The sequence below is a fragment of the Mycobacterium sp. IDUB_1 genome (assembly GCF_055419625.1).
The window spans coordinates 35,377-59,518 of the sequence record NZ_JBVAYA010000001.1 but is presented as its reverse complement, the minus strand read 5'-3'; the positions used below and the strand labels follow the sequence as shown (position 1 = coordinate 59,518).

General features: G+C 68.9%; 24 protein-coding genes and 1 pseudogene. 19 read left to right on the top strand and 6 right to left on the bottom strand.

From position 1 onward, the window contains the following. Nucleotides 1–22: 22 nt before the first annotated feature. Nucleotides 23–1,369, bottom strand: coding sequence for a PE-PPE domain-containing protein (locus ACZYYX_RS00310; RefSeq protein ID WP_463812419.1), 1,347 nt, complete (start codon nt 1,367–1,369; stop codon nt 23–25). A gap of 71 nt (nt 1,370–1,440) precedes the next feature. Continuing rightward, nucleotides 1,441–2,394: an alpha/beta fold hydrolase gene (locus tag ACZYYX_RS00305; RefSeq protein ID WP_463814740.1), complete on the bottom strand. Its 954-nt coding sequence runs from the start codon at nt 2,392–2,394 to the stop codon at nt 1,441–1,443. A gap of 208 nt (nt 2,395–2,602) precedes the next feature. On the opposite strand from ACZYYX_RS00305, the gene ftsH reads away from it, so the two are divergent. From ftsH to ACZYYX_RS00225, 16 genes and pseudogenes are all read left to right on the top strand, one after another. Next, nucleotides 2,603–4,966, top strand: coding sequence for an ATP-dependent zinc metalloprotease FtsH (gene ftsH / locus ACZYYX_RS00300; protein ID WP_463812418.1), 2,364 nt, complete (start codon nt 2,603–2,605; stop codon nt 4,964–4,966). A 14-nt stretch (nt 4,967–4,980) separates the two neighbouring features. Continuing rightward, nucleotides 4,981–5,589: a GTP cyclohydrolase I FolE gene (gene folE / locus ACZYYX_RS00295; RefSeq protein WP_463812417.1), complete on the top strand. Its 609-nt coding sequence runs from the start codon at nt 4,981–4,983 to the stop codon at nt 5,587–5,589. Nucleotides 5,590–5,633: 44 nt separating this feature from the next. Next, nucleotides 5,634–6,443, top strand: a complete 810-nt coding sequence (folP, locus tag ACZYYX_RS00290) for a dihydropteroate synthase (RefSeq protein WP_463814739.1) — start codon at nt 5,634–5,636, stop codon at nt 6,441–6,443. After that, nucleotides 6,436–6,822: pseudogene (folB, locus tag ACZYYX_RS00285) on the top strand (dihydroneopterin aldolase); the annotation flags it as partial. The gene folP and the pseudogene folB, both read left to right, overlap by 8 nt. 68 nt (nt 6,823–6,890) lie before the next feature. Further along, nucleotides 6,891–7,418 carry a 2-amino-4-hydroxy-6-hydroxymethyldihydropteridine diphosphokinase gene (gene folK, locus ACZYYX_RS00280; RefSeq protein WP_463812416.1) on the top strand — a complete coding sequence of 176 codons (528 nt, stop codon included), beginning with the start codon at nt 6,891–6,893 and terminating at the stop codon, nt 7,416–7,418. After that, nucleotides 7,418–7,894 (top strand): DUF3180 domain-containing protein, encoded by a 477-nt coding sequence (locus ACZYYX_RS00275; RefSeq protein WP_463812415.1) that lies wholly within the window; start codon nt 7,418–7,420, stop codon nt 7,892–7,894. Before folK ends, ACZYYX_RS00275 begins: the two co-directional genes overlap by 1 nt. 76 nt (nt 7,895–7,970) lie before the next feature. Next, on the top strand, nt 7,971–9,257 hold the full coding sequence (locus ACZYYX_RS00270) for a DUF6779 domain-containing protein (protein ID WP_463812414.1): 1,287 nt from the start codon (nt 7,971–7,973) through the stop codon (nt 9,255–9,257). 93 nt (nt 9,258–9,350) lie between these two features. Continuing rightward, entirely contained in the window at nt 9,351–10,292 is a 942-nt protein-coding gene (locus tag ACZYYX_RS00265; RefSeq protein ID WP_463812413.1) for a Rossmann-like and DUF2520 domain-containing protein, read from the top strand. Then, entirely contained in the window at nt 10,289–11,230 is a 942-nt protein-coding gene (gene panC, locus ACZYYX_RS00260) for a pantoate--beta-alanine ligase (protein WP_463812412.1), read from the top strand. The genes ACZYYX_RS00265 and panC overlap by 4 nt, the downstream gene beginning before the upstream one ends. Then, nucleotides 11,231–12,046, top strand: a complete 816-nt coding sequence (locus ACZYYX_RS00255; protein ID WP_463812411.1) for a type III pantothenate kinase — start codon at nt 11,231–11,233, stop codon at nt 12,044–12,046. Nucleotides 12,047–12,137: 91 nt separating this feature from the next. Further along, complete coding sequence (gene lysS / locus ACZYYX_RS00250) at nt 12,138–13,637, top strand: lysine--tRNA ligase (RefSeq protein ID WP_463814738.1); 1,500 nt, start codon at nt 12,138–12,140, stop codon at nt 13,635–13,637. Nucleotides 13,638–13,795: 158 nt separating this feature from the next. Next, on the top strand, nt 13,796–14,137 hold the full coding sequence (lsr2, locus tag ACZYYX_RS00245; RefSeq protein ID WP_335331865.1) for a histone-like nucleoid-structuring protein Lsr2: 342 nt from the start codon (nt 13,796–13,798) through the stop codon (nt 14,135–14,137). A 289-nt stretch (nt 14,138–14,426) separates the two neighbouring features. Beyond that, complete coding sequence (gene clpC1 / locus ACZYYX_RS00240) at nt 14,427–16,952, top strand: ATP-dependent protease ATP-binding subunit ClpC (RefSeq protein ID WP_463812410.1); 2,526 nt, start codon at nt 14,427–14,429, stop codon at nt 16,950–16,952. Nucleotides 16,953–17,254: 302 nt separating this feature from the next. Continuing rightward, nucleotides 17,255–17,485 (top strand): CbtB domain-containing protein, encoded by a 231-nt coding sequence (locus ACZYYX_RS00235; protein ID WP_463812409.1) that lies wholly within the window; start codon nt 17,255–17,257, stop codon nt 17,483–17,485. Then, nucleotides 17,485–18,273: a CbtA family protein gene (locus ACZYYX_RS00230; protein WP_463812408.1), complete on the top strand. Its 789-nt coding sequence runs from the start codon at nt 17,485–17,487 to the stop codon at nt 18,271–18,273. Before ACZYYX_RS00235 ends, ACZYYX_RS00230 begins: the two co-directional genes overlap by 1 nt. Further along, nucleotides 18,270–18,818 (top strand): histidine phosphatase family protein, encoded by a 549-nt coding sequence (locus ACZYYX_RS00225; RefSeq protein WP_463812407.1) that lies wholly within the window; start codon nt 18,270–18,272, stop codon nt 18,816–18,818. The genes ACZYYX_RS00230 and ACZYYX_RS00225 overlap by 4 nt, the downstream gene beginning before the upstream one ends. A 22-nt stretch (nt 18,819–18,840) precedes the next feature. On the opposite strand, the gene ACZYYX_RS00220 is transcribed toward ACZYYX_RS00225, so the two are convergent. Both ACZYYX_RS00220 and mhuD read right to left on the bottom strand, forming a co-directional pair. Continuing rightward, complete coding sequence (locus ACZYYX_RS00220) at nt 18,841–20,202, bottom strand: serine hydrolase (RefSeq protein ID WP_463812406.1); 1,362 nt, start codon at nt 20,200–20,202, stop codon at nt 18,841–18,843. Next, the gene (gene mhuD, locus ACZYYX_RS00215) at nt 20,177–20,518 is read right to left on the bottom strand and encodes a mycobilin-forming heme oxygenase MhuD (protein ID WP_463812405.1); all 342 of its coding nucleotides are present in this window, start codon (nt 20,516–20,518) and stop codon (nt 20,177–20,179) included. The genes ACZYYX_RS00220 and mhuD overlap by 26 nt, the downstream gene beginning before the upstream one ends. Before the next feature lie 40 nt (nt 20,519–20,558). Between mhuD and ACZYYX_RS00210 the strand changes: the two genes are divergently transcribed. After that, nucleotides 20,559–21,323: an alpha/beta fold hydrolase gene (locus tag ACZYYX_RS00210; RefSeq protein ID WP_463812404.1), complete on the top strand. Its 765-nt coding sequence runs from the start codon at nt 20,559–20,561 to the stop codon at nt 21,321–21,323. Here the strand turns inward: ACZYYX_RS00210 and ACZYYX_RS00205 are convergent. Next, complete coding sequence (locus ACZYYX_RS00205) at nt 21,297–21,551, bottom strand: hypothetical protein (protein ID WP_463812403.1); 255 nt, start codon at nt 21,549–21,551, stop codon at nt 21,297–21,299. The two genes, ACZYYX_RS00210 and ACZYYX_RS00205, sit on opposite strands and share 27 nt — an antisense overlap. A 72-nt stretch (nt 21,552–21,623) precedes the next feature. Between ACZYYX_RS00205 and ACZYYX_RS00200 the strand changes: the two genes are divergently transcribed. Further along, nucleotides 21,624–22,604 (top strand): helix-turn-helix domain-containing protein, encoded by a 981-nt coding sequence (locus tag ACZYYX_RS00200; protein ID WP_463812402.1) that lies wholly within the window; start codon nt 21,624–21,626, stop codon nt 22,602–22,604. A 16-nt stretch (nt 22,605–22,620) separates the two neighbouring features. On the opposite strand, the gene ACZYYX_RS00195 is transcribed toward ACZYYX_RS00200, so the two are convergent. Then, nucleotides 22,621–23,523 (bottom strand): HhH-GPD family protein, encoded by a 903-nt coding sequence (locus ACZYYX_RS00195; protein WP_463812401.1) that lies wholly within the window; start codon nt 23,521–23,523, stop codon nt 22,621–22,623. Here ACZYYX_RS00195 and ACZYYX_RS00190 point away from each other — a divergent pair. After that, entirely contained in the window at nt 23,522–24,142 is a 621-nt protein-coding gene (locus ACZYYX_RS00190) for a carbonic anhydrase (protein ID WP_463812400.1), read from the top strand. The two genes, ACZYYX_RS00195 and ACZYYX_RS00190, sit on opposite strands and share 2 nt — an antisense overlap.

The window sequence follows — 24,142 nt, the reverse complement described above, 5'->3', positions numbered from 1 at the left end:
CCGCCACGCGTCGCATCCGGTGTCACTCGTCGCGGTGGCGTCCCCAGCCCTTGCGTGTCTTCTTGGTGGGTGTGCTGGCCGCGGCGCCGTCGCCCGCGGGTGGGGCGGTGACCGCGGGCGTGTCGACGGCGGACGTCGGCTGGGCGTCGTCGGACCGGTCCGGCTTCTGTCGAGGAGTGTCCTCATCGTCTGCTGAAACATCCTCGGCGACAGCGTGTTTGGCGAACAACGTGCGGCGCTTGGGAGTCACGGGCTCGGGTGCCGATTCGGTGGCCGCGAGGACCGTCTTCTCGGGTTCCGGCGCGACGACGGGCGCAGGCTCGGGGGAGTCCAGATACGGTCGGTCGTAAGCCTTTTCGATGATCTCGGTGAGCGGCGTGTTCAACTTCGCAGCCAGCTCGTCGAACCCCAGGGCGCGCAGCGGTTTGAGCAGCGGCAACTCCGTCGTCGGGACGAAGACGTAGGTGGTGTTGCCCTCGGTCCACACGACGTTGTTCGGATCGTCGAGATCCACGCCGCGGTAGTCCAGATGCATCGGTGAGAGCATGCCGGCCGCGACGTTGGCCAGCGCCAGCAGGTTCAGCCGGTCGGGGAAGTCGGCCATGGGGTCGTACTGCCTGACGATGTCGATCACGTGGTAATCCGTCGGCTCGATCGGCGGCATCAGGCCGCCGTAGGCCCGTCGCGGATTACCGATCAGGACGAACGACACCTCGTCCGGGGACGGCGCGCCCACGACGCCGGCGTGCTCGGCCATCCACTCCTCGGCCACGCCGGCGCCGTTGCTGAAGCCCAGTACGACGGTCGGACCGGCGCCGGTGGCCTGCGACGCCGACGTCAACTGCGACAGCTGCCGGTCCAGCGCCCGCACCCCGTTGCCCGTCGCGAACGGCACATAGTCCAGCCGGTTGCACGTGCCGGCGGCGCACAGCGACCCCTGCAGAGCGGTGTCGAGTGACCAGATCGGCCACAGCGGGCTGATCGTCACCACCGAGGAAGGCGCGGCGGGAGGCGGGTCCACCGACGCGGCGGTCGACGGGGGTGCCGCGGCCAGGGAGAACACCGCGGCCGCCGCCACGGCCGGTGGGACGACGTATCGCGCGGACAGGCGCGGAAAGCGCAAGGGCGGGCGGACGGCCGGTTCGGGGTCGCGCAGCGACTGTTCGAGATCGTCGAGGACCGCGACGAGCAGCCCGTCGCGGTCGCCGAAATGGCTGTACAGGTCGTCGGTGCTGACCCCTGCCGCGTCGGCGATGTCGGCCATGCTCGCGGTCGGCCCGAGATCGGCGAACGTCTGACGCGCCGACGCGACGAGATCCTCGTGATCACGCCGGTCATCGACACGAGAACGCTTTGCTGTGAAGTTCACGTCAATTTCCCCCCGGTGGCGCGGCGCCCCAACCCGCAGCAAACATACCCGTCACTATCGGAAATCACACCTCAAACCGCAAGGAACTCGATCAACAATTGGCTCAGCTGCTCCGGCCGCTCCTCGGTCAGCCAATGCCCGGCCCCGTCGAGCATCACCTCCCGATAGGGTCCACTGACCAGTTCGCTGGCGCGGTGCCGCGGGGTGTACTTCAGGGTGGCGTCGGCGCTGCCTCCGACGAACAGCGCCGGCACGGCGATCGTCGCCGCCGGCGGGTCTGCGGTGAGCTCCCAATTGCGGTCGAAACAGCGGTACCAATTCAGCGGCGCGGTGAATCCGCCGCGCGTGAACGCGGCAACGTAGACGTCGAAATCGGCGTCGTCGAGCCAGCCCGGCAGACCGCCCGGTTCGGGGAGGCGGTCCAGGAAGCCGGCGGGTCCGGGCTCGAGCATGCGCAGGGCGCTGGCCTCGTCGTCGGCGGACGGCGTCGCGAACAGCTTGCGCATCGTGGTCGCGGGGTCGCGGGCGAGCTCCACGTCGGCGGGGCCGGGCTCCTGGAAGTAGAGGATGTAGAAGAAGTGGTCGCCGAACAGCTTCCGGAACGCCTGCGTGGTCGGGACCCGGGGCCGCGGCACAGGCGGCAGGCTCACCCCGGCCACGGCGCGGAATCGGTCCGGCGCCAGCAGCGGCGCCGCCCACGCCACCACGGCGCCGAAGTCGTGGCCCACCACTGCGGCCTGCTCGGAGCCGACGTCGTCGAGCAGCCCCACCACGTCGCCGACCAGCGCGTCGACGGCGTAGGCCTCGACCGCGGCAGGTTTGTCGGAGTCCCCGTAGCCGCGCTGATCAGGCGCCAGGACGTGGAAGCCGGCATCGGCGAGCGCACGGATCTGGTGACGCCACGAGTAGGCCAGTTCGGGGAATCCGTGCAGCAGGACGACGACGGGTGCGCCGGGGTCACCGGCCTCGGTCACCTGCAGCGTCACCCCGTTGGTGTGGACTCCTCGTGTGCGCACGGCGTCCAGCTTGGCGCGAAGGTGCGCTCAGCGTCGTGCCAACCGCGTAATCACGACGGGGAGAGCACTCTCGCGATCTGGGGAACGCTCGGGAACTCCCGGGGCTGCCGAACGTTGGTCTAGCGGTAGCCTTGAGGTTTCCAGCTGGCGTTATTGGAAGGATTTCGGCCGGGTTCTGTCTCCCGGCTGCACACACATCGATGAACCGGACCAACGCATGAATCGTAAGAATGTGATCCGCACGCTCACGGTGATCGCCGTGGTCCTGCTGCTCGGGTGGTCTTTCTTCTACTTCAGCGACGACACGCGCGGCTTCAAGCCCGTCGACACCTCGGTGGCGATGTCACAGATCACCAGCGGCAACGTGACCAGCGCGCAGATCGACGACCGCGAGCAGCAGCTGCGGCTGGAGCTCAAAGACGGCAACGGTGACACCGAGAACAGCACCAAGATCATCACCAAGTACCCGACCGGGTACGGCGTGAGTCTGTTCGAGGCGCTGCAGGGCAAGAACGTCAAGACCAACACCGTGGTCAACCAGTCCAGCGTGCTGGGCTCACTGCTGATCTACATGTTGCCGCTGCTGTTGCTGGTCGGTCTGTTCGTGCTCTTCTCCCGGATGCAGACCGGCGGGCGGATGGGCTTCGGCTTCGGCAAGTCGCGCGCCAAACAGCTGTCCAAGGACATGCCCAAGACCACGTTCGCCGACGTCGCGGGCGTCGACGAGGCCGTCGAAGAGCTCTACGAGATCAAGGACTTCCTGCAGAACCCGACCCGCTACCAGGCGCTGGGCGCCAAGATTCCCAAGGGTGTGCTGCTCTACGGCCCGCCCGGAACCGGCAAGACGCTGCTCGCGCGCGCCGTCGCCGGCGAGGCGGGCGTGCCGTTCTTCACGATCTCGGGCTCGGACTTCGTCGAGATGTTCGTCGGTGTCGGCGCCTCTCGCGTGCGCGACCTGTTCGAGCAGGCCAAGCAGAACAGCCCGTGCATCATCTTCGTCGACGAGATCGACGCGGTCGGCCGCCAGCGCGGCGCAGGACTCGGCGGTGGGCACGACGAGCGTGAGCAGACGCTCAATCAGCTTCTCGTGGAGATGGACGGCTTCGGTGACCGCCAGGGCGTCATCCTGATCGCCGCGACCAACCGGCCCGACATCCTCGATCCGGCGCTGCTGCGGCCGGGCCGCTTCGACCGCCAGATCCCGGTCTCCAGCCCCGACCTGGCCGGCCGCCGCGCCGTGTTGAAGGTGCACTCCCAGGGCAAGCCGATCGCCCCCGACGCCGACCTCGAGGGGCTGGCCAAGCGGACCGTCGGCATGTCGGGTGCCGATCTGGCCAACGTCATCAACGAGGCGGCGCTGCTGACCGCCCGCGAGAACGGCACCGTGATCACCGGACCCGCGCTCGAAGAGGCGGTCGACCGTGTGGTCGGCGGGCCGCGCCGCAAGAGCCGCCTGATCAGCGAGCACGAGAAGAAGATCACCGCCTACCACGAGGGCGGGCACACGCTGGCGGCGTGGGCGATGCCCGACATCGAGCCCATCTACAAGGTGACGATCCTCGCTCGCGGGCGCACCGGCGGCCACGCGATGGCCGTGCCGGAAGACGACAAGGGTCTGATGACGCGCTCGGAGATGATCGCGCGCCTGGTCTTCGCGATGGGCGGCCGAGCGGCCGAGGAGCTGGTGTTCCGCGAGCCCACCACCGGCGCGTCGTCGGACATCGACCAGGCCACCAAGATAGCCCGCGCGATGGTCACCGAGTACGGCATGAGCTCCAAGCTGGGCGCGGTGCGCTACGGCAGCGAGCACGGCGACCCGTTCCTGGGCCGCACCATGGGCAACCAGGCCGACTACAGCCACGAGGTCGCCCAGATCATCGACGACGAGATCCGCAAGCTCATCGAGGCGGCCCACACCGAGGCGTGGGAGATCCTCACCGAGTACCGCGACGTCCTCGACGTGCTGGCGGGCGAGCTCCTGGAGAAGGAGACGCTGCACCGCAAGGAGCTGGAGCAGATCTTCGGCGACGTGAAGAAGCGCCCGCGGTTGACGATGTTCGACGACTTCGGTGGCCGCGTGCCCTCGGACAAGCCGCCGATCAAGACACCCGGCGAGCTGGCCATCGAGCGCGGTGAGCCCTGGCCCAAGCCGGTGCCGGAGCCCGCGTTCAAGACTGCGATCGCGCAGGCGTCCCAGGCTGCCGCCGAGGCCGCACACCGTAACGGCGGCAACGGGACCAACGGTGCGCACGGTGTCGGTCAGGGCGGCCCGACCCAGCCCGACTACGGCGCCCCGGCAGGGTGGCATGCCCCCGGCTGGCCGCCCCCGCCGCAGCAGCAGGGCGGCCCGCAGCAGCCGCAGCCCGGCTACTGGTATCCGCCGTCGGGATATCAGGGCGCACCGGCGCACCCGCAGCCGCCGTACTATCCGCCGTATCAGCAGCAGTATCCGCAGCCTGCGCCGCCCGACCAGAACGGCGGTCAGGACCAAGGCCGTCACGGCCACAGCGGTCAGGAGAACGGCCGTCACGACAGCGGCCGAGGCGAGAACGGGCACGGCACCCCGCCGGGCAATGGGTAACGGAGGAGACCTCGATGACGCGGTCGCAGGACGCATCGGCCACGCTCACCACCCCGGAATTCGATCAGGCCCGCGCGGAGGCCGCCGTGCGCGAGCTCCTGCTCGCCATCGGTGAGGATCCGGAGCGGCACGGCCTGCTCGACACCCCGGCGCGAGTGGCCCGCGCCTACAAGGAGATGTTCGCGGGCCTCTACACCGATCCCGACGAGGTGCTCAACACGACGTTCGACGAGCAGCACGACGAGCTCGTGCTGGTCAGGGACATCCCGATGTACTCGACGTGTGAGCACCACCTGGTGTCCTTCCACGGTGTCGCGCACGTCGGCTACATCCCGGGTAAGGACGGCCGGGTGACCGGTCTGTCCAAGCTGGCCCGCGTGGTCGACCTGTACGCCAAGCGGCCCCAGGTCCAGGAACGACTGACCTGCCAGGTCGCCGACGCGCTGATGCGCAAGCTCGATCCTCGCGGAGCGATCGTGGTGATCGAGGCCGAGCACCTGTGCATGGCGATGCGTGGCATCCGCAAGCCCGGCGCCCGCACCACGACGTCGGCGGTGCGCGGTCAGTTCAAGACCGACAAGGCCTCCCGCGCTGAAGCTCTGGATCTGATCCTGCGTTCGTGAGCGCCTCCGACCTTCCGCCCTCCGCACCGGCCGGCGTGGCCGTGATGGGGGTCGTCAACGTCACCGATGACTCGTTCTCCGACGGCGGGTTGTTCCTGGATCGGGACCGCGCGGTCGCCCACGGTGTCGAGCTGGTGGCCCAGGGCGCGGCGATCATCGACGTCGGTGGCGAGTCCACCCGGCCCGGCGCCACGCGCGTCGACGCGGAAGTGGAGACCGCCCGCATCCTGCCCGTCGTCGCCGAGCTCGCCGCCCGCGGCATCACCGTCAGCGTCGACACCATGCACGCCGGCGTGGCCAGCGCCGCCCTGGAGACCGGGGCCCGCATCGTCAACGACGTGTCGGGCGGCAGGGCGGATCCGGACATGGTGCGGGTGGTCGCCGACGCGAAAGTGCCCTGGGTGCTGATGCATTGGCGCTCGGTCGACAGTGAGCGACCGCACGAGCCGCCGGCCTACGGCGACGTCGTGGCCGAGGTGCGCGACGAGTTGATGGCCGGTGTGGATGCCGCCGTGGCTGCCGGCGTGGACCCCGATCGGCTGATCCTCGATCCGGGGCTCGGTTTCGCGAAGACGGCGCAGCACAATTGGGCGCTGCTGGCGGCGCTGCCGGAGTTCGTCGCCACCGGAATCCCGATCCTCGTCGGCGCGTCGCGCAAACGCTTCCTCGGCACCTTGCTCGCCGATGACGACGGGACGCCGCGGCCGCCGGGCGGTCGCGAGACCGCGACAGCGGCCATCTCGGCGCTGGCCGGGTGGCATGGGGCGTGGGGTGTGCGGGTGCACGACGTGCGTGCGTCGGTGGACGCGCTTGCGGTGGTGTCTGCATGGAAGACGGCGGGGCAGGATGGCTGATCGAATCGAGTTGCGCGGCTTGCGGGTTCGCGGCAATCACGGGGTCTTCGACCACGAGCGTCGCGATGGGCAGGACTTCGTCGTCGACATCACGGTGTGGATCGATCTGGCCGACGCCGCGGCCAGCGACGACCTGGCCGACACACTCGACTACGGATCGCTGGCTCAGCGGGCCGCTGCCATCGTCGCCGGCCCGCCGCGGCAGCTGATCGAGACGGTGGCCGGGGAGATCGCCGAGGACGTCATGTCCGACGAGCGGGTGCATGCCGTCGAGGTGGTCGTGCACAAACCGGCCGCGCCGATCCCGCTGGACTTCGCCGACGTCGCGGTGGTCGCGCGCCGTTCGCGCCGCGGCGGGCGCGGGTCGGAGCCGCCCGCCCGTCGCGCGGCGGAGCCGCCCGCCCGTCGCGCGGCGGAGCCGCCCGCCCGTCGCGCGGCGGAGCCGCGATGACGTCGGTGGTGCTGTCGATCGGGTCGAACCTCGGTGACCGGTTGGCGCATCTGCAGTCGGTGCTCGACGGACTCGGCGACTCGGTCACCGCGGTGTCGCCGGTCTACGAGACGGCGGCGTGGGGTGGCGTCGAGCAGGGTGCCTTCCTCAACGCCGTGGTGCTGGCCGACGACGCGTCGATGGGTCCCCACGACTGGCTCCACCGCGCGCACGAGTTGGAGGCCGCCGCCCAGCGTGTACGTGAACAGCATTGGGGGCCAAGGACACTCGATGTCGATCTGGTGGAGGTCCGCGACGGCGACCGCGAGATCACCGTCGACGACGACGTGCTGACGCTGCCGCACCGCTACGCACACGTCCGGGCGTTCGTCCTCGTCCCCTGGCTCGCCGCCGTCCCCGCAGCCACGGTAACGGTGGAGGGCCGGCCCACCCCCGTCGCGGAGCTACTGGCCGCCCTCGATCCGGCCGAACGCGCCGGTGTGCACCGTACGGAGCATGCCCTGACGGTGCAGACACCCCGCTGATGGGACCGACTCGCACACGCGATCTCGTCGCCGGGGCCGTCGCGGCCGCGGTGCTGGGTTATCTGCTGGTTCGCGCCACCTACCGGTACTTCCCGCCGATCACGGTGTGGACGGGTGTGTCGCTGCTCGGTGTCGCGGTCGCGCTCGCGGGCTGGGGCTTCTACGTCCGGGCCCGCATCCGCGATGGTGAGATCGGTGTCGGGCGCAGCCGGCTGCACCCGCTGGCGGTGGCCCGTTCGGTGGTGATCGCCAAGGCGGCGGCGTGGATGGGCGCGGTCGTGCTGGGGTGGTGGGTGGCGGTCTCGGCCTACGTGCTGCCACGCCGGGACGCCCTGCGGGTGGCCGCCGCCGACAGCCCGGGAGCAGTCGTCGCGGGCCTGTGCGCGTTGGCGCTCGTCGCGGCGGCACTGTGGCTACAGCATTGCTGCCGATCACCCGAAGACACTCCGCCCGACGCGGATCCGGCACCCGGCTGAGGCTGCCCGCGGCTTCGTGACCGAATCGCCGCAAGGGTCGACACGCGTGGCGACCTGTGGCGGGTACAGTCGCCCCATGACCGAACCGACCCGCGGCGCCCGCATGCGTCGGGGCGGTCGGCGGCCCGGTTGGATCTTGATGACGGCGTTGCTGGTGCTTGCCATTGCCGCCAGTTCTGCCTTGGTTTTCACCGATCGCGTGGAGTTGCTCAAGCTTGCTGTGATCCTCGCTCTGTGGGCTGCGGTGGTCGCCGCGTTCGTGTCGGTGATCTACCGCAGACAGAGCGACAGCGACCAAGCGAAGGTGCGGGATCTCAAGCTGGTGTACGACCTGCAACTGGAACGGGAGATCTCGGCCCGCCGCGAGTACGAGCTGACCGTCGAGAGCCATCTGCGCCGCGAGCTGGCGGGTGAACTCCGGGCGCAGTCGGCCGACGAGGTGGCCGCGCTGAGGGCCGAGTTGGCCGCTTTGCGGGCGAACCTCGAGTACCTGTTCGACACCGACCTGTCCCATCGGCCGGCCATCGAGAACGACCGCGCCGAGGCGGCTTCACTGCCCGCCGCCGGACGGGTCAGCAGCAGCCGCATCGACACCGAGGACGCCGACGCCCGCCGCGCAGCACTGCGGATGGACGACACCGACGAGCACTCCCCGGATACGGAGGAGAGCCCGATCATCGACGTTCCCGCCGAACCGCACCCGGACGAACCCTGGCCGCGGGTCCCCGAGCCGGCCGCACAGGCCGGTGGTGCGCACCGGCGCGCGGGGGAGCCGACCGGGCCCTGGGTGCCTCCGACACCCCCGACAACGCCTCAGCAGGCCGGCCCGCAGTTCCCGTGGCTGCCGCCGCAGGCCGCACCGCGGCAGCCGCCACCGCCGCCTCAACCGGCGCACCAGAACGGCCCCGCGTCGTCGGGATCATGGCGGCCCGCGCCGGCCGAAGGACGGTTCATTCCCGCTGGTCAACCGGGTTCGCACTGGTCGTCCCCTCCGCCACCTACGCCGCAGCCTGAGCCTGAGGCTGAGCCGCCGCAGCCGGAGACCCAACCGGAGCCCGAGCCGGCCCCCGAGCCCCAGCCCGACACCGCATCCGGGTACGTGGGGCGTCGACGCGCGCCGGATTCGACCGACGCGCCGTCCGAACCACCCCGGGGCCGGCATTCGTCGTCATCGGAACCGGAGCCGCCCGTCCCCGATGTCCCCGATGTCTCTGATGTCCCCGATGTCTCCGACGTACCCGAGGACCAGGACGAGGACGAGAACGGCGGCGCGCACGCCGGTGGTCAGTCGGTCGCCGAACTGTTGGCTCGGTTCCAGGCGACCCCGTCGGGTGGAGGACGGCGCCGCCGCCGCGAGGACTGACCGCCGCGCTGGGCTAGGCTGTGCCCGACCGGTACCCGCCGAGCGGGACCGGACCGACGTCAGAATTCAGCGAGGGCGAACGCGATGGTTGCGATGGTGCAGCCCCCGATCGGTGGGAGTGCTCCCCATGACGGACTCCGCCCCGCCCGGCTGACCGTCGGAGTCGTCTCTGCAGGCAAGGTGGGCGCCGCGCTGGGCGCGGCACTGGAACGGGCCGAGCACGTGGTCGCCGGGTGCAGCGCGGTGTCGCGTGCCTCCCGCACCCGGGCAGCCAGATGGCTGCCCGACACCCCGGTGCTGTCGGTCGACGACGTCGCAGCGCGTGCCGAGCTGCTCCTGATCGCCGTGCCCGACGCCGCGCTCGCCGATGTGGTGAGAGGACTCGCGGCCTCGGGCGCGGTGCGATCCAACACGATCGTCGCGCATACGTCGGGGGCCAACGGCATCGGCATTCTGGCGCCGCTGGCCGAGCGCGGGTGCATCACGATGGCGATCCATCCGGCCATGACGTTCGCCGGCACCGACGAGGACGTGGATCGGTTGCGCGGCACATGCTTCGGCATCACCGCCGCTGACGAGATCGGCTATGCGATCGCCCAGTCGCTGGTCCTCGAGGTGGGTGGTGAACCGTTCCGGGTGCGGGAAGACGCGCGCACGCTGTATCACGCGGCTCTGGCCCACGGCAGCAACCACGTCGTCACCGTCGTGCTCGATGCGCTGGAGGCGCTGCGGGCCGCTCTGGCCGGGCAGGAGCTGCTCGGCCAGGACATCGTGGCCGAGCACCCCGGCGGGCTGGCCGAGCGGATCATGGGTCCTCTCGTCAGGGCCTCGGTGGACAACGCGCTGCAGGCGGGTCAGCGTGCGCTGACCGGGCCGGTGGCCCGCGGGGACGCCGACGCGGTGGCCGGTCACCTGGACGCCCTCGAAGAGGTCAATCCTGCTCTGGCGCAGGCGTATCGATCGAATTCCCACCGGACGGCGCAGCGTGCCGACGCACCCCGCGCCGTCTTCGATGTACTGGCGGAGGCCGAGTGACCACCCGAAAACCGACGTTCTCACCGAGTGAGCTGAACATCTACGCCCGCCCGCACGAGGTGTCCGACGTGACTCGGGCGTTGCGGGCCACCGGGCGCCGCATCATGCTCGTCCCGACGATGGGCGCCCTGCACGAGGGCCACCTCACGCTGATCCGTACCGCCAAGCGGGTGCCGGGTGCGGTGGTGGTGGTGTCGATCTTCGTCAATCCCTTGCAGTTCGGAGCCGGTGAGGACCTCGACGCGTACCCACGCACCCTCGCCGCCGATCTCGACGCGCTGCGCGCCGAGGGCGTGGAGATCGCCTACACCCCGACCGCTCAGGACATGTATCCGGAGGGTCAGCGCACCACCGTGGTACCGGGACCGCTCGGTGCCGACCTCGAAGGTGCTTCGCGGCCAACCCATTTCGCCGGGGTGCTGACCGTCGTCGCCAAGCTGTTCAACATCGTGCGTCCCGACCGGGCGTACTTCGGGGAGAAGGACTACCAGCAGCTGACGCTGATCCGGCAGATGGTCACCGACCTTGATCTCGGCGTGCAGATCCAGGGCGTGCCGATCGTGCGCGAGGCCGACGGCTTGGCGATGTCCTCGCGCAACCGCTACCTCGATACGGTCCAGCGCGAGCAGGCCGGTGCCCTCTCGGCTGCCCTGCTCGCCGGTATGTACGCCGCGGCCGGCGGCGTGCCCGCGGCACTGGATGCCGCACGCGCCGTCCTCGACGAGGTGCCCGCGCTGATGGTCGACTATCTGGAGGTGCGCGACCCGATGCTCGGGCCCGCACCCGTCGAGGGGCCGGCTCGAATGCTGGTGGCCGTCAAGCTCGGAACCACCCGGCTGCTCGACAACATCGCGATCGACGTCGGCGCCAGTGCCGGCATCGACGGTCACCCTCGCACCCCGAGCGGTGCGAGCCACGAGCTGCCCTGGAGAAACTGAGTGCTCCTCGTCATCGACGTCCGCAACACTCACACCGTCGTCGGGCTGATCTCTGGAGCCGGCGATCACGCGAAGGTGGTGTCGCACTGGCGTATTCGCACCGAGTCGGAGGTCACCGCGGACGAACTGGCGCTCACTATCGACGGGCTGATCGGTGACGACGCCGAGCGGCTGACCGGTGCGGCGGGCCTGTCCACCGTGCCGTCGGTGCTGCACGAGGTCCGCGTGATGCTCGAGCAGTACTGGCCCTCGGTGCCCCACGTGCTGATCGAACCGGGGGTGCGCACCGGTATCCCGCTGCTGGTCGACAACCCGAAAGAGGTGGGTGCCGACCGCATCGTCAATTGCCTTGCGGCATATCAGAAGTACGGCACCGCGGCGATCGTCGTCGACTTCGGGTCGTCGATCTGTGTGGACGTGGTCTCGGCCAGAGGCGAGTTCCTGGGTGGTGCCATCGCGCCCGGTGTGCAGGTGTCTTCCGATGCAGCAGCCGCCCGCTCGGCGGCGCTGCGGCGGGTGGAGCTGACCCGGCCCCGGTCGGTGATCGGCAAGAACACCGTCGAGTGCATGCAGGCGGGCGCGGTGTTCGGGTTCGCCGGTCTGGTCGACGGCCTCGTCAGCCGGGTGCGTTCGGACGTCGACGGTTTCGGCGGCGACGACGTCGCGGTGGTGGCGACGGGACACGGTGCACCGCTGGTGCTCGCCGACCTGCGGACGGTTCAGCACTACGACCGTCATCTGACACTCGACGGGCTGCGCTTGGTGTTCGAGCGCAACCGCGACGGCCAGCGCGGCAAGCTCAAGGGCGCCCGCTAGCCCATCTGAGCGAATTCGGGGGCGGTGGGCTGGTCATTTAAGCTGGCACGTCGTGACCGACGAATCCGGCAGCCCCGATCTCGACCGTGACATCGCCACGGACATCTCGGACGACATCCCCGAGCAGTTCCGGATCCGTCAGGCGAAGCGTCAGAAGCTGCTCGACGAGGGTCGGGACCCCTATCCCGTCGAGGTGGCCCGCACGCACACCCTGGCCGAGGTGCGCCAGGCATTTCCCGACCTGGCCGCCGACGAGACCACCGGTCAGGTCGTCGGGGTGTCGGGCCGCGTCATCTTCGCCCGCAACTCCGGCAAGCTGTGTTTCGCCACGCTGCAGGAGGGAGACGGGACCCAGCTGCAGGCGATGGTCAGCCTGAATCAGGTGGGCCAGGAGTCGCTGGACGCCTGGAAGGCCGATGTCGACCTCGGGGACATCGTGTTCGTCCACGGCGAGGTGATCAGTTCCCGCCGCGGTGAGCTCTCTGTGCTGGCCGACTCGTGGCAAATCGCCGCCAAGTCACTGCGCCCGTTGCCCGTGGCCCACAAGGAGATGAGCGAGGAGTCGCGGGTCCGGCAGCGCTACGTGGACCTGATCGTGCGCCCGGAGGCCCGCACCATCGCCCGGCAGCGCGTCGCCGTCGTGCGCGCGGTGCGATCGGCGCTGGAGCGGCGCGGCTTCCTGGAGGTGGAGACGCCGATACTGCAGACCCTGGCCGGTGGCGCGGCGGCGCGGCCGTTCGTCACGCACTCCAACGCGCTCGACGCCGATCTGTATCTGCGGATCGCGCCGGAACTTTTTCTCAAACGGTGCGTGGTGGGTGGATTCGACAGAGTCTTCGAGATGAATCGGGTGTTCCGAAACGAAGGCGCGGATTCGACGCATTCGCCCGAATTCGCGATGCTCGAGACATATCAGGCATACGGCACTTATGACGATTCCGCGGTCATGACGCGCGAGCTCATTCAAGAAGTCGCCGACGAGGCGATAGGGACGCGGCAGGTTCCATTGCCAGACGGCAGCACCTATGACCTGGACGGCGAATGGGACACGATTCAGATGTATCCCTCATTGTCCGACGGGCTCGGTGAGGAGATTACGCCGGCGACCAGTGCCGAACAATTGTGGCAGATCGCGGACCGGCTCGGTGTGGAAATTCCGCGCGATCGCGGTTACGGCCACGGGAAATTGGTGGAGGAACTGTGGGAGCACGTGGTCGGCGACACATTGTGGGCGCCAACCTTCGTCCGGGATTTCCCCGTGGAGACCACGCCGCTGACCCGCGCCCACCGCAGTATCGAGGGGGTCACCGAGAAGTGGGACCTCTACGTCCGTAATTTCGAGTTGGCCACCGGATATTCGGAATTGATCGACCCGGTGATCCAACGCGAACGTTTCGAATCGCAGGCCCGCGCGGCCGCCTCGGGCGATGACGAGGCGATGAGCCTCGACGATGATTTCCTTTCCGCCCTCGAGTACGGGATGCCTCCGACCACCGGAACGGGAATGGGCGTGGATCGCTTGCTGATGGCACTGACCGGCTTGTCCATTCGGGAGACGGTTTTGTTTCCGATTGTTCGGCGGCACAGTTAGACGCCGGTCTTAGGCGGCCCAGTTCGTCGATCCGTCTACTACGCCGTCGATTCACGCGGTGTCTCGCGTTGTTGAATGAAAAGCGCATTTATGGCACATTGATGCCGGGGTTCGGGGTTCGAATAGCAGCGGGGCAGCGCAGAGAAGGGCACTGAGCCATGGCGAAAAAGGTCACCGTCACTCTTGTCGATGATTTCGACGGTGAAGGCGCTGCGGACGAGACCGTGGAATTCGGTCTCGACGGAGTGAGCTACGAGATCGATTTGTCGGCCAAGAACGCCGCCAAACTCCGCAATGATGTGAACAAGTGGGCCGAGGCAGGCCGCCGTGTCGGTGGCCGTCGCCGTGGCCGGTCTGCCGGTACGGGTCGGGGCCGCGCCGCCATCGACCGTGAGCAGAGCGCGGCGATCAGGGAGTGGGCGCGCCGCAACGGGCACAACGTCTCCACCCGCGGTCGCATCCCCGCCGACGTCATCGACGCCTTCCACGAGGCCACCTAGGAGGCGACCGGCGGCAACGGCGCACGCCGTTGCCGGGGTCCATCCCGCCCGGTTCGTTCGCTATCGGCGAAGCCGCCGACCCTGCTCCCTCGAAACGATTCCGCCCGTCGCGGCGTTGCATCTACACAGCGTCAGGCCGTCACGCTCCGTTCAGCCCTCGGAGAACCCACTCCTTCACGGGCAGACAGGCGGGGCACCTGAGGCCGCCGCCCATTACAGTGGACGGCAGGTGCGGGCACGTCTTTTGCGTGCGGCACCCATCTATGCGATGGAGAGCAGGTAACCACGGATGTTCGAAAGATTCACCGACCGTGCACGTCGGGTTGTCGTCCTGGCTCAGGAAGAAGCCCGGATGCTCAACCACAACTACATCGGCACCGAGCACATCCTGCTGGGACTCATTCACGAGGGTGAGGGAGTGGCCGCCAAGTCACTCGAGTCGCTGGGCATCTCCCTCGAGGGTGTGCGCAGCCAGGTCGAGGAGATCATCGGTCAGGGCCAGCAGGCGCCGTCCGGGCACATCCCCTTCACCCCGCGTGCCAAGAAGGTTCTGGAACTGAGCCTGCGCGAGGCGCTGCAGCTCGGCCACAACTACATCGGCACCGAGCACATCCTGCTCGGTCTGATCCGCGAGGGTGAGGGCGTCGCCGCCCAGGTGCTCGTGAAGCTCGGCGCCGAACTGACCCGGGTGCGCCAGCAGGTCATCCAGCTGCTGAGCGGCTACCAGGGCAAGGAAACCGCCGAAGCCGGCACCGGTGGGCGTAGCGGCGAGGCGGGCAACCCGTCGACGTCGCTGGTGCTCGACCAGTTCGGCCGTAACCTGACCGCCGCCGCGATGGAGGGCAAGCTCGACCCCGTCATCGGCCGCGAGAAGGAAATCGAGCGGGTCATGCAGGTGCTGAGCCGCCGCACCAAGAACAACCCCGTCCTCATCGGCGAACCGGGCGTCGGCAAGACCGCCGTCGTCGAGGGGCTGGCCCAGGCGATCGTGCACGGCGACGTGCCCGAGACCCTCAAGGACAAGCAGCTCTACACCCTGGACCTCGGTTCGCTGGTCGCGGGCAGCCGCTACCGCGGTGACTTCGAGGAGCGCCTGAAGAAGGTGCTCAAGGAGATCAACACCCGCGGCGACATCATCCTGTTCATCGACGAGCTGCACACGCTCGTCGGTGCCGGTGCCGCCGAGGGCGCGATCGACGCGGCGAGCATCCTGAAGCCGAAGCTGGCCCGCGGTGAGCTGCAGACCATCGGCGCGACCACTCTCGACGAGTACCGCAAGTACATCGAGAAGGACGCCGCTCTGGAGCGCCGGTTCCAGCCGGTCCAGGTCGGCGAGCCGACGGTGGCGCACACCATCGAGATCCTCAAGGGTCTGCGCGACCGCTACGAGGCGCACCACCGCGTCTCGATCACCGACGGTGCGATCGCGGCCGCCGCCACGCTGGCCGACCGCTACATCAACGACCGCTTCCTGCCCGACAAGGCGATCGACCTGATCGACGAGGCGGGCGCCCGGATGCGCATCCGCCGGATGACCGCGCCGCCGGACCTGCGCGAGTTCGACGAGAAGATCGCCGACGCGCGCCGGGAGAAGGAGTCCGCGATCGACGCGCAGGACTTCGAGAAGGCCGCGAACCTGCGCGACAAGGAGAAGCAGCTGGTCGCCCAGCGCGCCGAGCGTGAAAAGCAGTGGCGCTCAGGCGATCTCGACGTGGTGGCCGAGGTCGACGACGAGCAGATCGCCGAGGTGCTTGGCAACTGGACCGGTATCCCGGTGTTCAAGCTCACCGAGGAGGAGACCACGCGTCTGCTCCGCATGGAGGACGAGCTGCACAAGCGCATCATCGGCCAAGAGGATGCAGTGCGTGCTGTCTCCAAGGCGATCCGCCGCACCCGTGCCGGTCTGAAGGACCCCAAGCGTCCGTCGGGCTCGTTCATCTTCGCCGGCCCGTCCGGTGTCGGTAAGACCGAGCTGTCGAAGGCGCTGGCCAACTTCCTGTTCGGCGAGGACGACGCGCTCATCCAGATCGACATGGGCGAGTTCCACGACCGCTTCACCGCGTCGCGGCTCTTCGGTGCTCCTCCCGGATACGTCGGCTACGAGGAGGGCGGCCAGCTCACCGAGAAGGTGCGCCGCAAGCCGTTCTCCGTGGTGCTGTTCGACGAGATCGAGAAGGCCCACCAGGAGATCTACAACAGCCTCCTGCAGGTCCTCGAGGACGGTCGTCTCACCGACGGTCAGGGCCGCACGGTCGACTTCAAGAACACCGTGCTGATCTTCACGTCGAACCTCGGAACGTCCGACATCTCCAAGGCGGTGGGCCTCGGCTTCACCCAGGGTGGTGGCGAGAACAACTACGAGCGGATGAAGCAGAAGGTCAACGACGAGCTGAAGAAACACTTCCGCCCGGAGTTCCTGAACCGTATCGACGACATCATCGTGTTCCACCAGCTGACACAGGACGAGATCATCAAGATGGTCGACCTGATGATCGGCCGGGTCGGCAACCAGTTGCGGGCCAAGGACATGACGATGGACCTGACCGATCGGGCCAAGGCGCTGCTGGCCAAGCGCGGCTTCGATCCGGTGCTGGGAGCGCGTCCGCTGCGGCGCACCATCCAGCGCGAGATCGAGGACCAGCTGTCGGAGAAGATCCTCTTCGAAGAGGTCGGACCCGGCCAGCACGTCACCGTCGACGTCGAGAACTGGGACGGCGAGGGTCCGGGCGAGGACGCGGTGTTCACCTTCCAAGGTGGGCCGAAGCGCGCCGAGCCCGCCGAGGCGGACCTGGCTCAGGCCGGCGCAGCCGAGTAAGCAGCGCGCCGAAGAAGCGACACACGAACGGGCGGTCACCTGCGGGTGGCCGCCCGTTCGTCGTTCCTGGCCTCCCTGCGAGTGTGCGGTGTCCTTCGCGACTCGCCGTCCCGGGCGGATGGCGCTTCACACTCGCGTGGCGGTCGGCGCCCGCGGTGGACCCGGGCGCACTATGATCCGTATGTCAATCGACGGATGTCGGAATCTGGTGAGAATCCAGAACGGTCGCGCCACTGTGACAGTCAGACCCGACGCCGTCGGCACCCGCCGACTGGGACGCGACATCCCGGAAAGGACCCCTCATGACCACTCCTGAAGCTCCTGGAACACGGGCCGCACACCCACGGGCGACGCCGATCGACTTCTCGGCCACCAAGGCCGCGCTGTGGCTGTCGCTGACCGCCTTCCTGGCGCTCGTCGTGCTGTACTTCGTCGGCCTCGACCAGGGTGCGACGTCTGTCTTCGGTGCCAACACCGACATCCACGAGTTCCTGCACGACGCCCGCCACCTCCTCGGCTTCCCCTGCCACTGATGGAACGCCAGATCATCGGGCGCGGCCTCCTGGCCGGCGCCATCGCAGGTGTGCTCGGATTCCTGTTCGCGCGTGTGTTCGTCGAACCCCAGATCCAGAAGGCGATCGCCTACGAGGAGGGGGTGGGCGAGGCCCACGAAGCCATGGCTCACGGCGGCCACAGTCACGGTGAGGCCGGCGGCGGGTTCAGCCGCGCCATCCAGATGAACATCGGGATGGGCCTGGGCGTGCTGCTGTTCACTGTCGCGGTCGGCGCGTTGTTCGCCATCGTGTTCGCGGTGGCCTACGGCCGGGTGGGCGATATCTCCGCCCGGCTGCTGTCGCTGGCGATCGCCGGCGGCATGCTGCTGTGCCTCTACGTGGTGCCGTTCCTGAAGTACCCCGCCAGCCCTCCGGCGTTGAGCCTGGACGAGACGATCACCCAGCGCACCCTGCTCTACCTGCTGATGGTGGCGGCCTCGGCGGCGCTGCTGATCGGTGCGGTGGTGCTGGGTCGGCGGCTCGTGGGCAGGCTGGGGACCTGGAACGCCACGCTGGCTGCGGCCGGCGCGTACGTGGTGGCGATCGCGGTGGTCATGCTGGTGCTGCCGACCATCGACGAGACGCCTGGTCCGCTGATGGGAGACGACGGAACCATCCTCTACGACGGCTTCCCGGCCGACGTGCTCTACGACTTCCGGTTGTATTCGCTGGGCACCCAGGTCGTGGTCTACACGGCGCTGGGGCTGGTGTTCGGCGCGTTGACGGCCCGGTTGTTCGAACGGAAGCAGGTCGTCACCGCATCGTGAGTGAGGTCGTCCGGCTGACCCTCGTGTCGCACGGTATGACCGACGCGATGGCAGCCGGACGATTTCCGACCGACGAACCGCTCAACGCGCTCGGCCGCAAGCAGGTGGCAGGTGCGCGCGACGGCGTCAAGACCGCCGATCGGGTCCACTGCGGCCCGGAGGCGCGCGCCATCCAGACCGCCGACCTGCTCGGTGTGCGAGCCGACATCGAGCCGAAGCTGGCCGACCTGGATTGCGGGCGGTGGCGCGGTGAGGTGCTGGGCCGGGTCCAGCCCGCCGAACTGGCGATCTGGCTGACCGATCCCACCCAGGCTCCGCACGGCGGCGAGCGCATCATGGATCTGATCGCCCGGGTACGGACGTGGATGGAGTCGCTGACCTCCGAGCACGTCCGCGTCGTGGCCGCGACGCATCCTGCCGTCATTCGCGCGGCCATGCTGGTGGTCCTGGATGCGCCGCCGAAGTCGTTCTGGCGCATCGACGTCGCGCCGGCCAGCGCCACGGTGCTGCACTTCCGCGGGCACGCCTGGACGTTGCGGACCTGAGCCCTGAGTCGGGGTCGGACTCTCAGGGTTGAACCAGGCCGAACATCTGCCGCGCGATCGACAGCAGCCAGGACGCCGCGGTCGAGCTGCGGTACTGCGACCAGTTGGTCTGCATGCTGACCACCCAACTCTGGCCGGTGCGGTCGGTGGCGAACCAGCTGAACGTCAGGTCGCCGGGCAGGTTGCCCGCTTTCGCCGCGATGTAGGGCCACATGGTGCGGTCCAGGTCGATGCCCGGCACCGCCGAGAGGATGTCGTGCACCGGAGCGGCCTCGGCGGTCGCGTTGCGCTGCAGCGCGGCGTGCAGGCGGCAGATGTCAGCGGCGCTGGCGTACCACTCGGCGCCGATGTCCGACGCCGGCATGTGGGTGCGCTGCGGATCCGGTTCGTAGGGCCGCGAATTCGTCTGCCGCAGCAGCTGTGCGCGCCCGGCCGGGGTGGCCTGCTTCCACTGCTCGCGCAGGTTCGGCTCGCCCCAGCCCACGGAGAACATCTCGTGCATCGTCGGGAACGGTGTCATGCTCGACGGGTCATGGTGGCCGGCGGCGACCAGCGCTCGCTCGATCGCGCCCGGGCCCAGCCGGCCGATCAGCAGATCAGTGGCCATGTTGTCGCTGGCCGAGATCATCTGCTGGGCCGCATCGCGCACCGACACCGTCGAGCCTGGGGGCAGTTTGTCGAAGCCGGACGAGCCGACGGCCTTGGCCTCTGCGGTGATCGTCAGCGGATCGGTCCACGACACCGTGTGCGCTTTGACCGCATCGGAGAGTGCATAGAGCACGTAGAGCTTGAAGATCGACGCCAACGGCAGCGACATCTCGGTGTTTGTTCCCGCGACCTTCTCGCAGCGGCCGTCGATCACCTTGGACACCTGATAGGAGTACTTCGCGCCCGTCTTGGTGATCTCGGAGTCGACGTCGGAGAAGGACGTGATCCGCGGCGGCACGAGTTCGACGGAGAAGCGGTCCACCATACCGGCGTCGTCGGTGCGCAGTTCGATGGTCTGCGCGACCCCGTAGGAGGTGAGGATGTGCAACGTCGCGTTGCCTGCGCCGACGTCGATCTTGGTGACGGTGAAGGGGCGGTCCCACCACATCCGGTCCATGGTCACGCCGACGGCCTCGACGACCTGGGGGGCGGCCAGCGTGCGGATGCCGGTTTCCCCGATGGGCCAGTCGCTGTTGAGCATGTCCATCGTCTGCTTGGCGCGCAGGCCCTGCGGGGTGTTGATCTGGATCGGGACGCCGTAGGCGGCGTCGGCAGGAGCGGGCCGGGTGGCGGCGCAGCCGTTCACCAGCGCTGCGACCGCGATCAGTGCGGTCGCGCAGGTGAGCGCTCTACGTCGCGCCCCGGCGCTCCTACGCCTGCGTGCGGGTTCCTGCAACGTCGAGCACAACCTCGAACTCCAGCAGTGACGCGCCCTTGGCCACCGGATTGGCGCGTTCCCCGGCGTGCGCCTCGATGGCCGGGCCGGTGGCCCAGGCCTGGAACGCCTCTTCGGACTCCCATTGGGTGACGACGAAGTACCGGTCGTCGCCCTTGACGGGGCGCAGCAGCTGAAACCCGAGGAAGCCGGCCTGGTTGTCGACGGCGTGGGCGCGGTGGGCGAACCGCTTCTCCAGCTCTGGTCCGGCACCGGGCGGGACCTCGATCGCGTTGATCTTGACCACCGGTGTGGTGTTCACGTTCTGCTCGGACATGGCGTTCAGGCTACCGCGCGCTCGAGGGCATGATGACCGCATGGAGCTGCTCACGGCCCACGGTGGTGCGGGGCGCCCGCTGGTGCTGGTACACGGGCTGATGGGGCGGGGCACGACGTGGTCGCGGCAGCTGCCGTGGCTCGCCGAGCACGGTCGGGTTTTCACCTATGACGCTCCGTGGCACCGGGGGCGTGAGGTGCCCGACGCCCACCCGATCTCGACCGAGCGTTTCGTCGATGACCTCGCCGCCGCGGTGTCGGCGCTGGGCGAACCGGCGGTGTTGATAGGACATTCGATGGGCGGTCTGCACGCATGGTGTGTGGCAGCCCGGCGTCCAGAGCTGGTCGACGCGGTGGTGGTCGAGGACATGGCGCCGGACTTCCGCGGCCGCACCACCGGTGCGTGGGAGCCGTGGCTCTACGCACTGCCGGCGGAGTTCGAATCGGAGGCGCAGGTGGTCGCCGCGTTCGGGCCGGTCGCGGGGCGCTATTTCCTGGAGGCGTTCGATCGCACCGCCACGGGATGGCGGTTGCACGGAGAGCCGGCCCGCTGGATCGAGATCGCGGCCGAGTGGGGGAGGCGGGACTACTGGACGCAGTGGCTGGCCGTCGACGTGCCGACCCTGCTGATCGAGGCGGGGGACTCGGTGACGCCGCCGGGGCAGATGGCGGAGATGGCGCGCACGGGCAGGCAGACGACGTACGTCACGGTGCCCGGTGCCGGTCACCTGGTCCACGACGACGCCCCGATGAAATATCGGGGCGCCGTCGAGACGTTTCTATCGACGTTCACCGGTGGCGGTTGAGCTGGGCCAGCTCGGGTTCCGTTCGAAGCGGGTCCGGATGGCGTCGACGTCGTGCGTCACGCGGGTGAGGTCACGGTCGTCGGTGAACAGCCGCCCCGCCAGCGGTGCGGCGATGCGGAACTGCTCGCGGTGCAGGCGCAGCACGCCGGTGCGGTGGGCTGCCCAGGTGAGACCCGCAGCGAGGGCGAACGGTGCGGCCAGGATCAGGAAGGTCAGTGCGATACTCATGGCAGTAATGCTCCGCCTACGAAAGATCATGCCACCAGTGGCAGAAGTGACATCTGCCATTAAGATGCTGCCATGACGATACGGACGGTGTCGGCGCTGGTCCTCGACGGGCTGGCGGTGTTCGAGTTCGGCGTGATCTGCGAGGTGTTCGGCATCGACCGCTCCGCCGACGGTGTACCGAACTTCGACTTCAAGGTCTGCGGTCCCGAACCCGGCAAGCCGCTGCGCACGTCGGTCGGCGCGACGATCATTCCCGACCACGGCCTCGACGACCTCATCGGCGCCGACCTCGTGGCTATTCCCGCGATCGGTGGCGGTGACTACCTGCCCGAGGCTCTCGACGCGATCCGCCGGGCCGCAGAGTCGGGGTCCATCATCCTGACCGTGTGCTCGGGGGCGTTCGTCGCCGGCGCGGCCGGTCTGCTCGACGGGCGGCCCTGCACCACACACTGGATGCACGCGGACGAGCTCGCGCGCATGTATCCGACCGCTGAGGTGGACCGCAACGTGCTCTTCGTCGACGACGGGAACCTGATCACCAGTGCGGGCACCGCGGCGGGTATCGATGCGTGCCTGCACCTGGTGCGTCGCGAGATGGGCAGCGAGATCACCAACAAGATCGCCCGCCGAATGGTGGTGCCACCGCAGCGCGACGGCGGCCAGCGGCAGTACATCGATCAGCCGATCCCGGTGCGATGCTCCGAACGCTTTGCCCCGCACCTGGATTGGATTCTCGCCAACCTCGATAAGCCGCACACCGTGACGTCGCTGGCTCGCCGGGCCCACATGTCGGGCCGCACGTTCGCGCGCCGCTTCGTCGACGAGACCGGCCGCACCCCGATGCAATGGGTGACCGACCAGCGTGTGCTGTTCGCCCGCCGGCTGCTCGAGGAGACCACTCTGGACATCGACAACATCGCCGAGCAGTCCGGGTTCGGCAACGCCACGCTGCTGCGCCACCACTTCCGGCGCGTCATCGGCGTCACCCCGTCGGACTATCGACGCCGATTCGCTTCTGCCGCAGCAGAATCCGAGGTAGCCGCTACTGCCTGATTGCAGGCTTCGCCGGCTAGCGCGCACCCTCGCCGGGGAGGGCGAACGTGCCGTCCTCGGTCTGCTCCACCAACCCGTCGACCAGCAGCGAATCCAGGCAGCGGTCCCGCTGAGCGGTGTCCGTCAGCCACGCCACGTCGAGTTGCGCGCGAGTGACCGGTGTGTCGCTGCCGCGCAACACATCCAGCAGCTTGCCCCGCACCTGACGGTCGGTGCCTGCGAACTTCTGCACCTTGCGCGCCGGACCGGTGCCGGCGGGAAAGCCGAGCGAACGCCACGTGCAGTGCGACAGCGGGCAGACACCGCACTTCGGGGAGCGCGCCGTGCACACGATCGCCCCCAGTTCCATCAGCGCCACCGAGAACGTCGGCGCCCGCTCGTCGTCCGGCAGCAGCGCCGCCACGTCGTCGAGGTCGCGCACCGATGCCGCCGCGGCGTCGTCACGCCCGTGCACCGCCCGCGCGACGACGCGGCGAACGTTGGTGTCCACCACGGGCACTCGTTGCCGGTAGGCGAAACAGGCCACCGCCCGCGCGGTGTAGGTGCCGATTCCGGGGAGCGAGAGCAAGGTGTCGACATCATCGGGAACCACGTCGTCGTACTCGGTCGCGATCACGGTCGCGCATTCGTGCAACCGCTTGGCCCGCCGCGGGTAGCCCAGCTTGCCCCAGGCGCGCAGCACGTCGGCCGCACTTGCTGCCGCGGTGGCCGACGGCGTCGGCCAGCGGGCGATCCAGTCCCGCCAGATCGGCTCCACCCGGGCGACGGGCGTCTGCTGCAGCATGAACTCGCTGACCAGGATCTGCCACGCCGAGACACCGGGTTGTCGCCACGGCAGATCGCGCTGCGCAAGGGCATACCAGTCGAGCAGCTCACCCGTGTCGATCATCGGTGCAGGTTGGGGCAGAATGACGGCCATGCCGAACACGAACCCGTTGACCGCGTGGAAAGCACTCAGAGAGGGTAACGAGCGCTTCGTCGCCGGGAAGCCGGAGCATCCGAGCCAGAGCATCGAGCACCGCGCCAGCCTGGCCGCCGCACAGAAGCCGACCGCGGTCGTGTTCGGGTGCGCAGACAGCCGGGTGGCCGCGGAGATCATCTTCGATCAGGGTCTCGGCGACATGTTCGTGGTGCGTACAGCCGGCCACGTCATCGACAGCGCTGTGCTCGGCTCGATCGAGTACGCGGTCGCGGTGCTCAACGTGCCGCTGATCGTCGTGCTCGGACACGACAGCTGCGGCGCGGTGGGGGCGACGCTGAAGGCGCTGGACGACGGTTCGCTGCCCGGCGGCTACATCCGCGACGTCGTCGAGCGGGTCACGCCCTCGATCCTCGTGGGCCGCCGCGAGGGCCTGACCCGGGTCGACGAGTTCGAGGCCCGCCACGTCACGGAGACGGGCAGGCAGCTGCGCAGCCGCTCGACCATCATCTCCGACGCGGTCGCCGAGGGCCGGCTCGCGATCGTCGGCTTGACCTACCATCTGGCCGACGGCCAGGTCGTGCTGCGCGACCACATAGGCGACATCGGCGAAAACTGA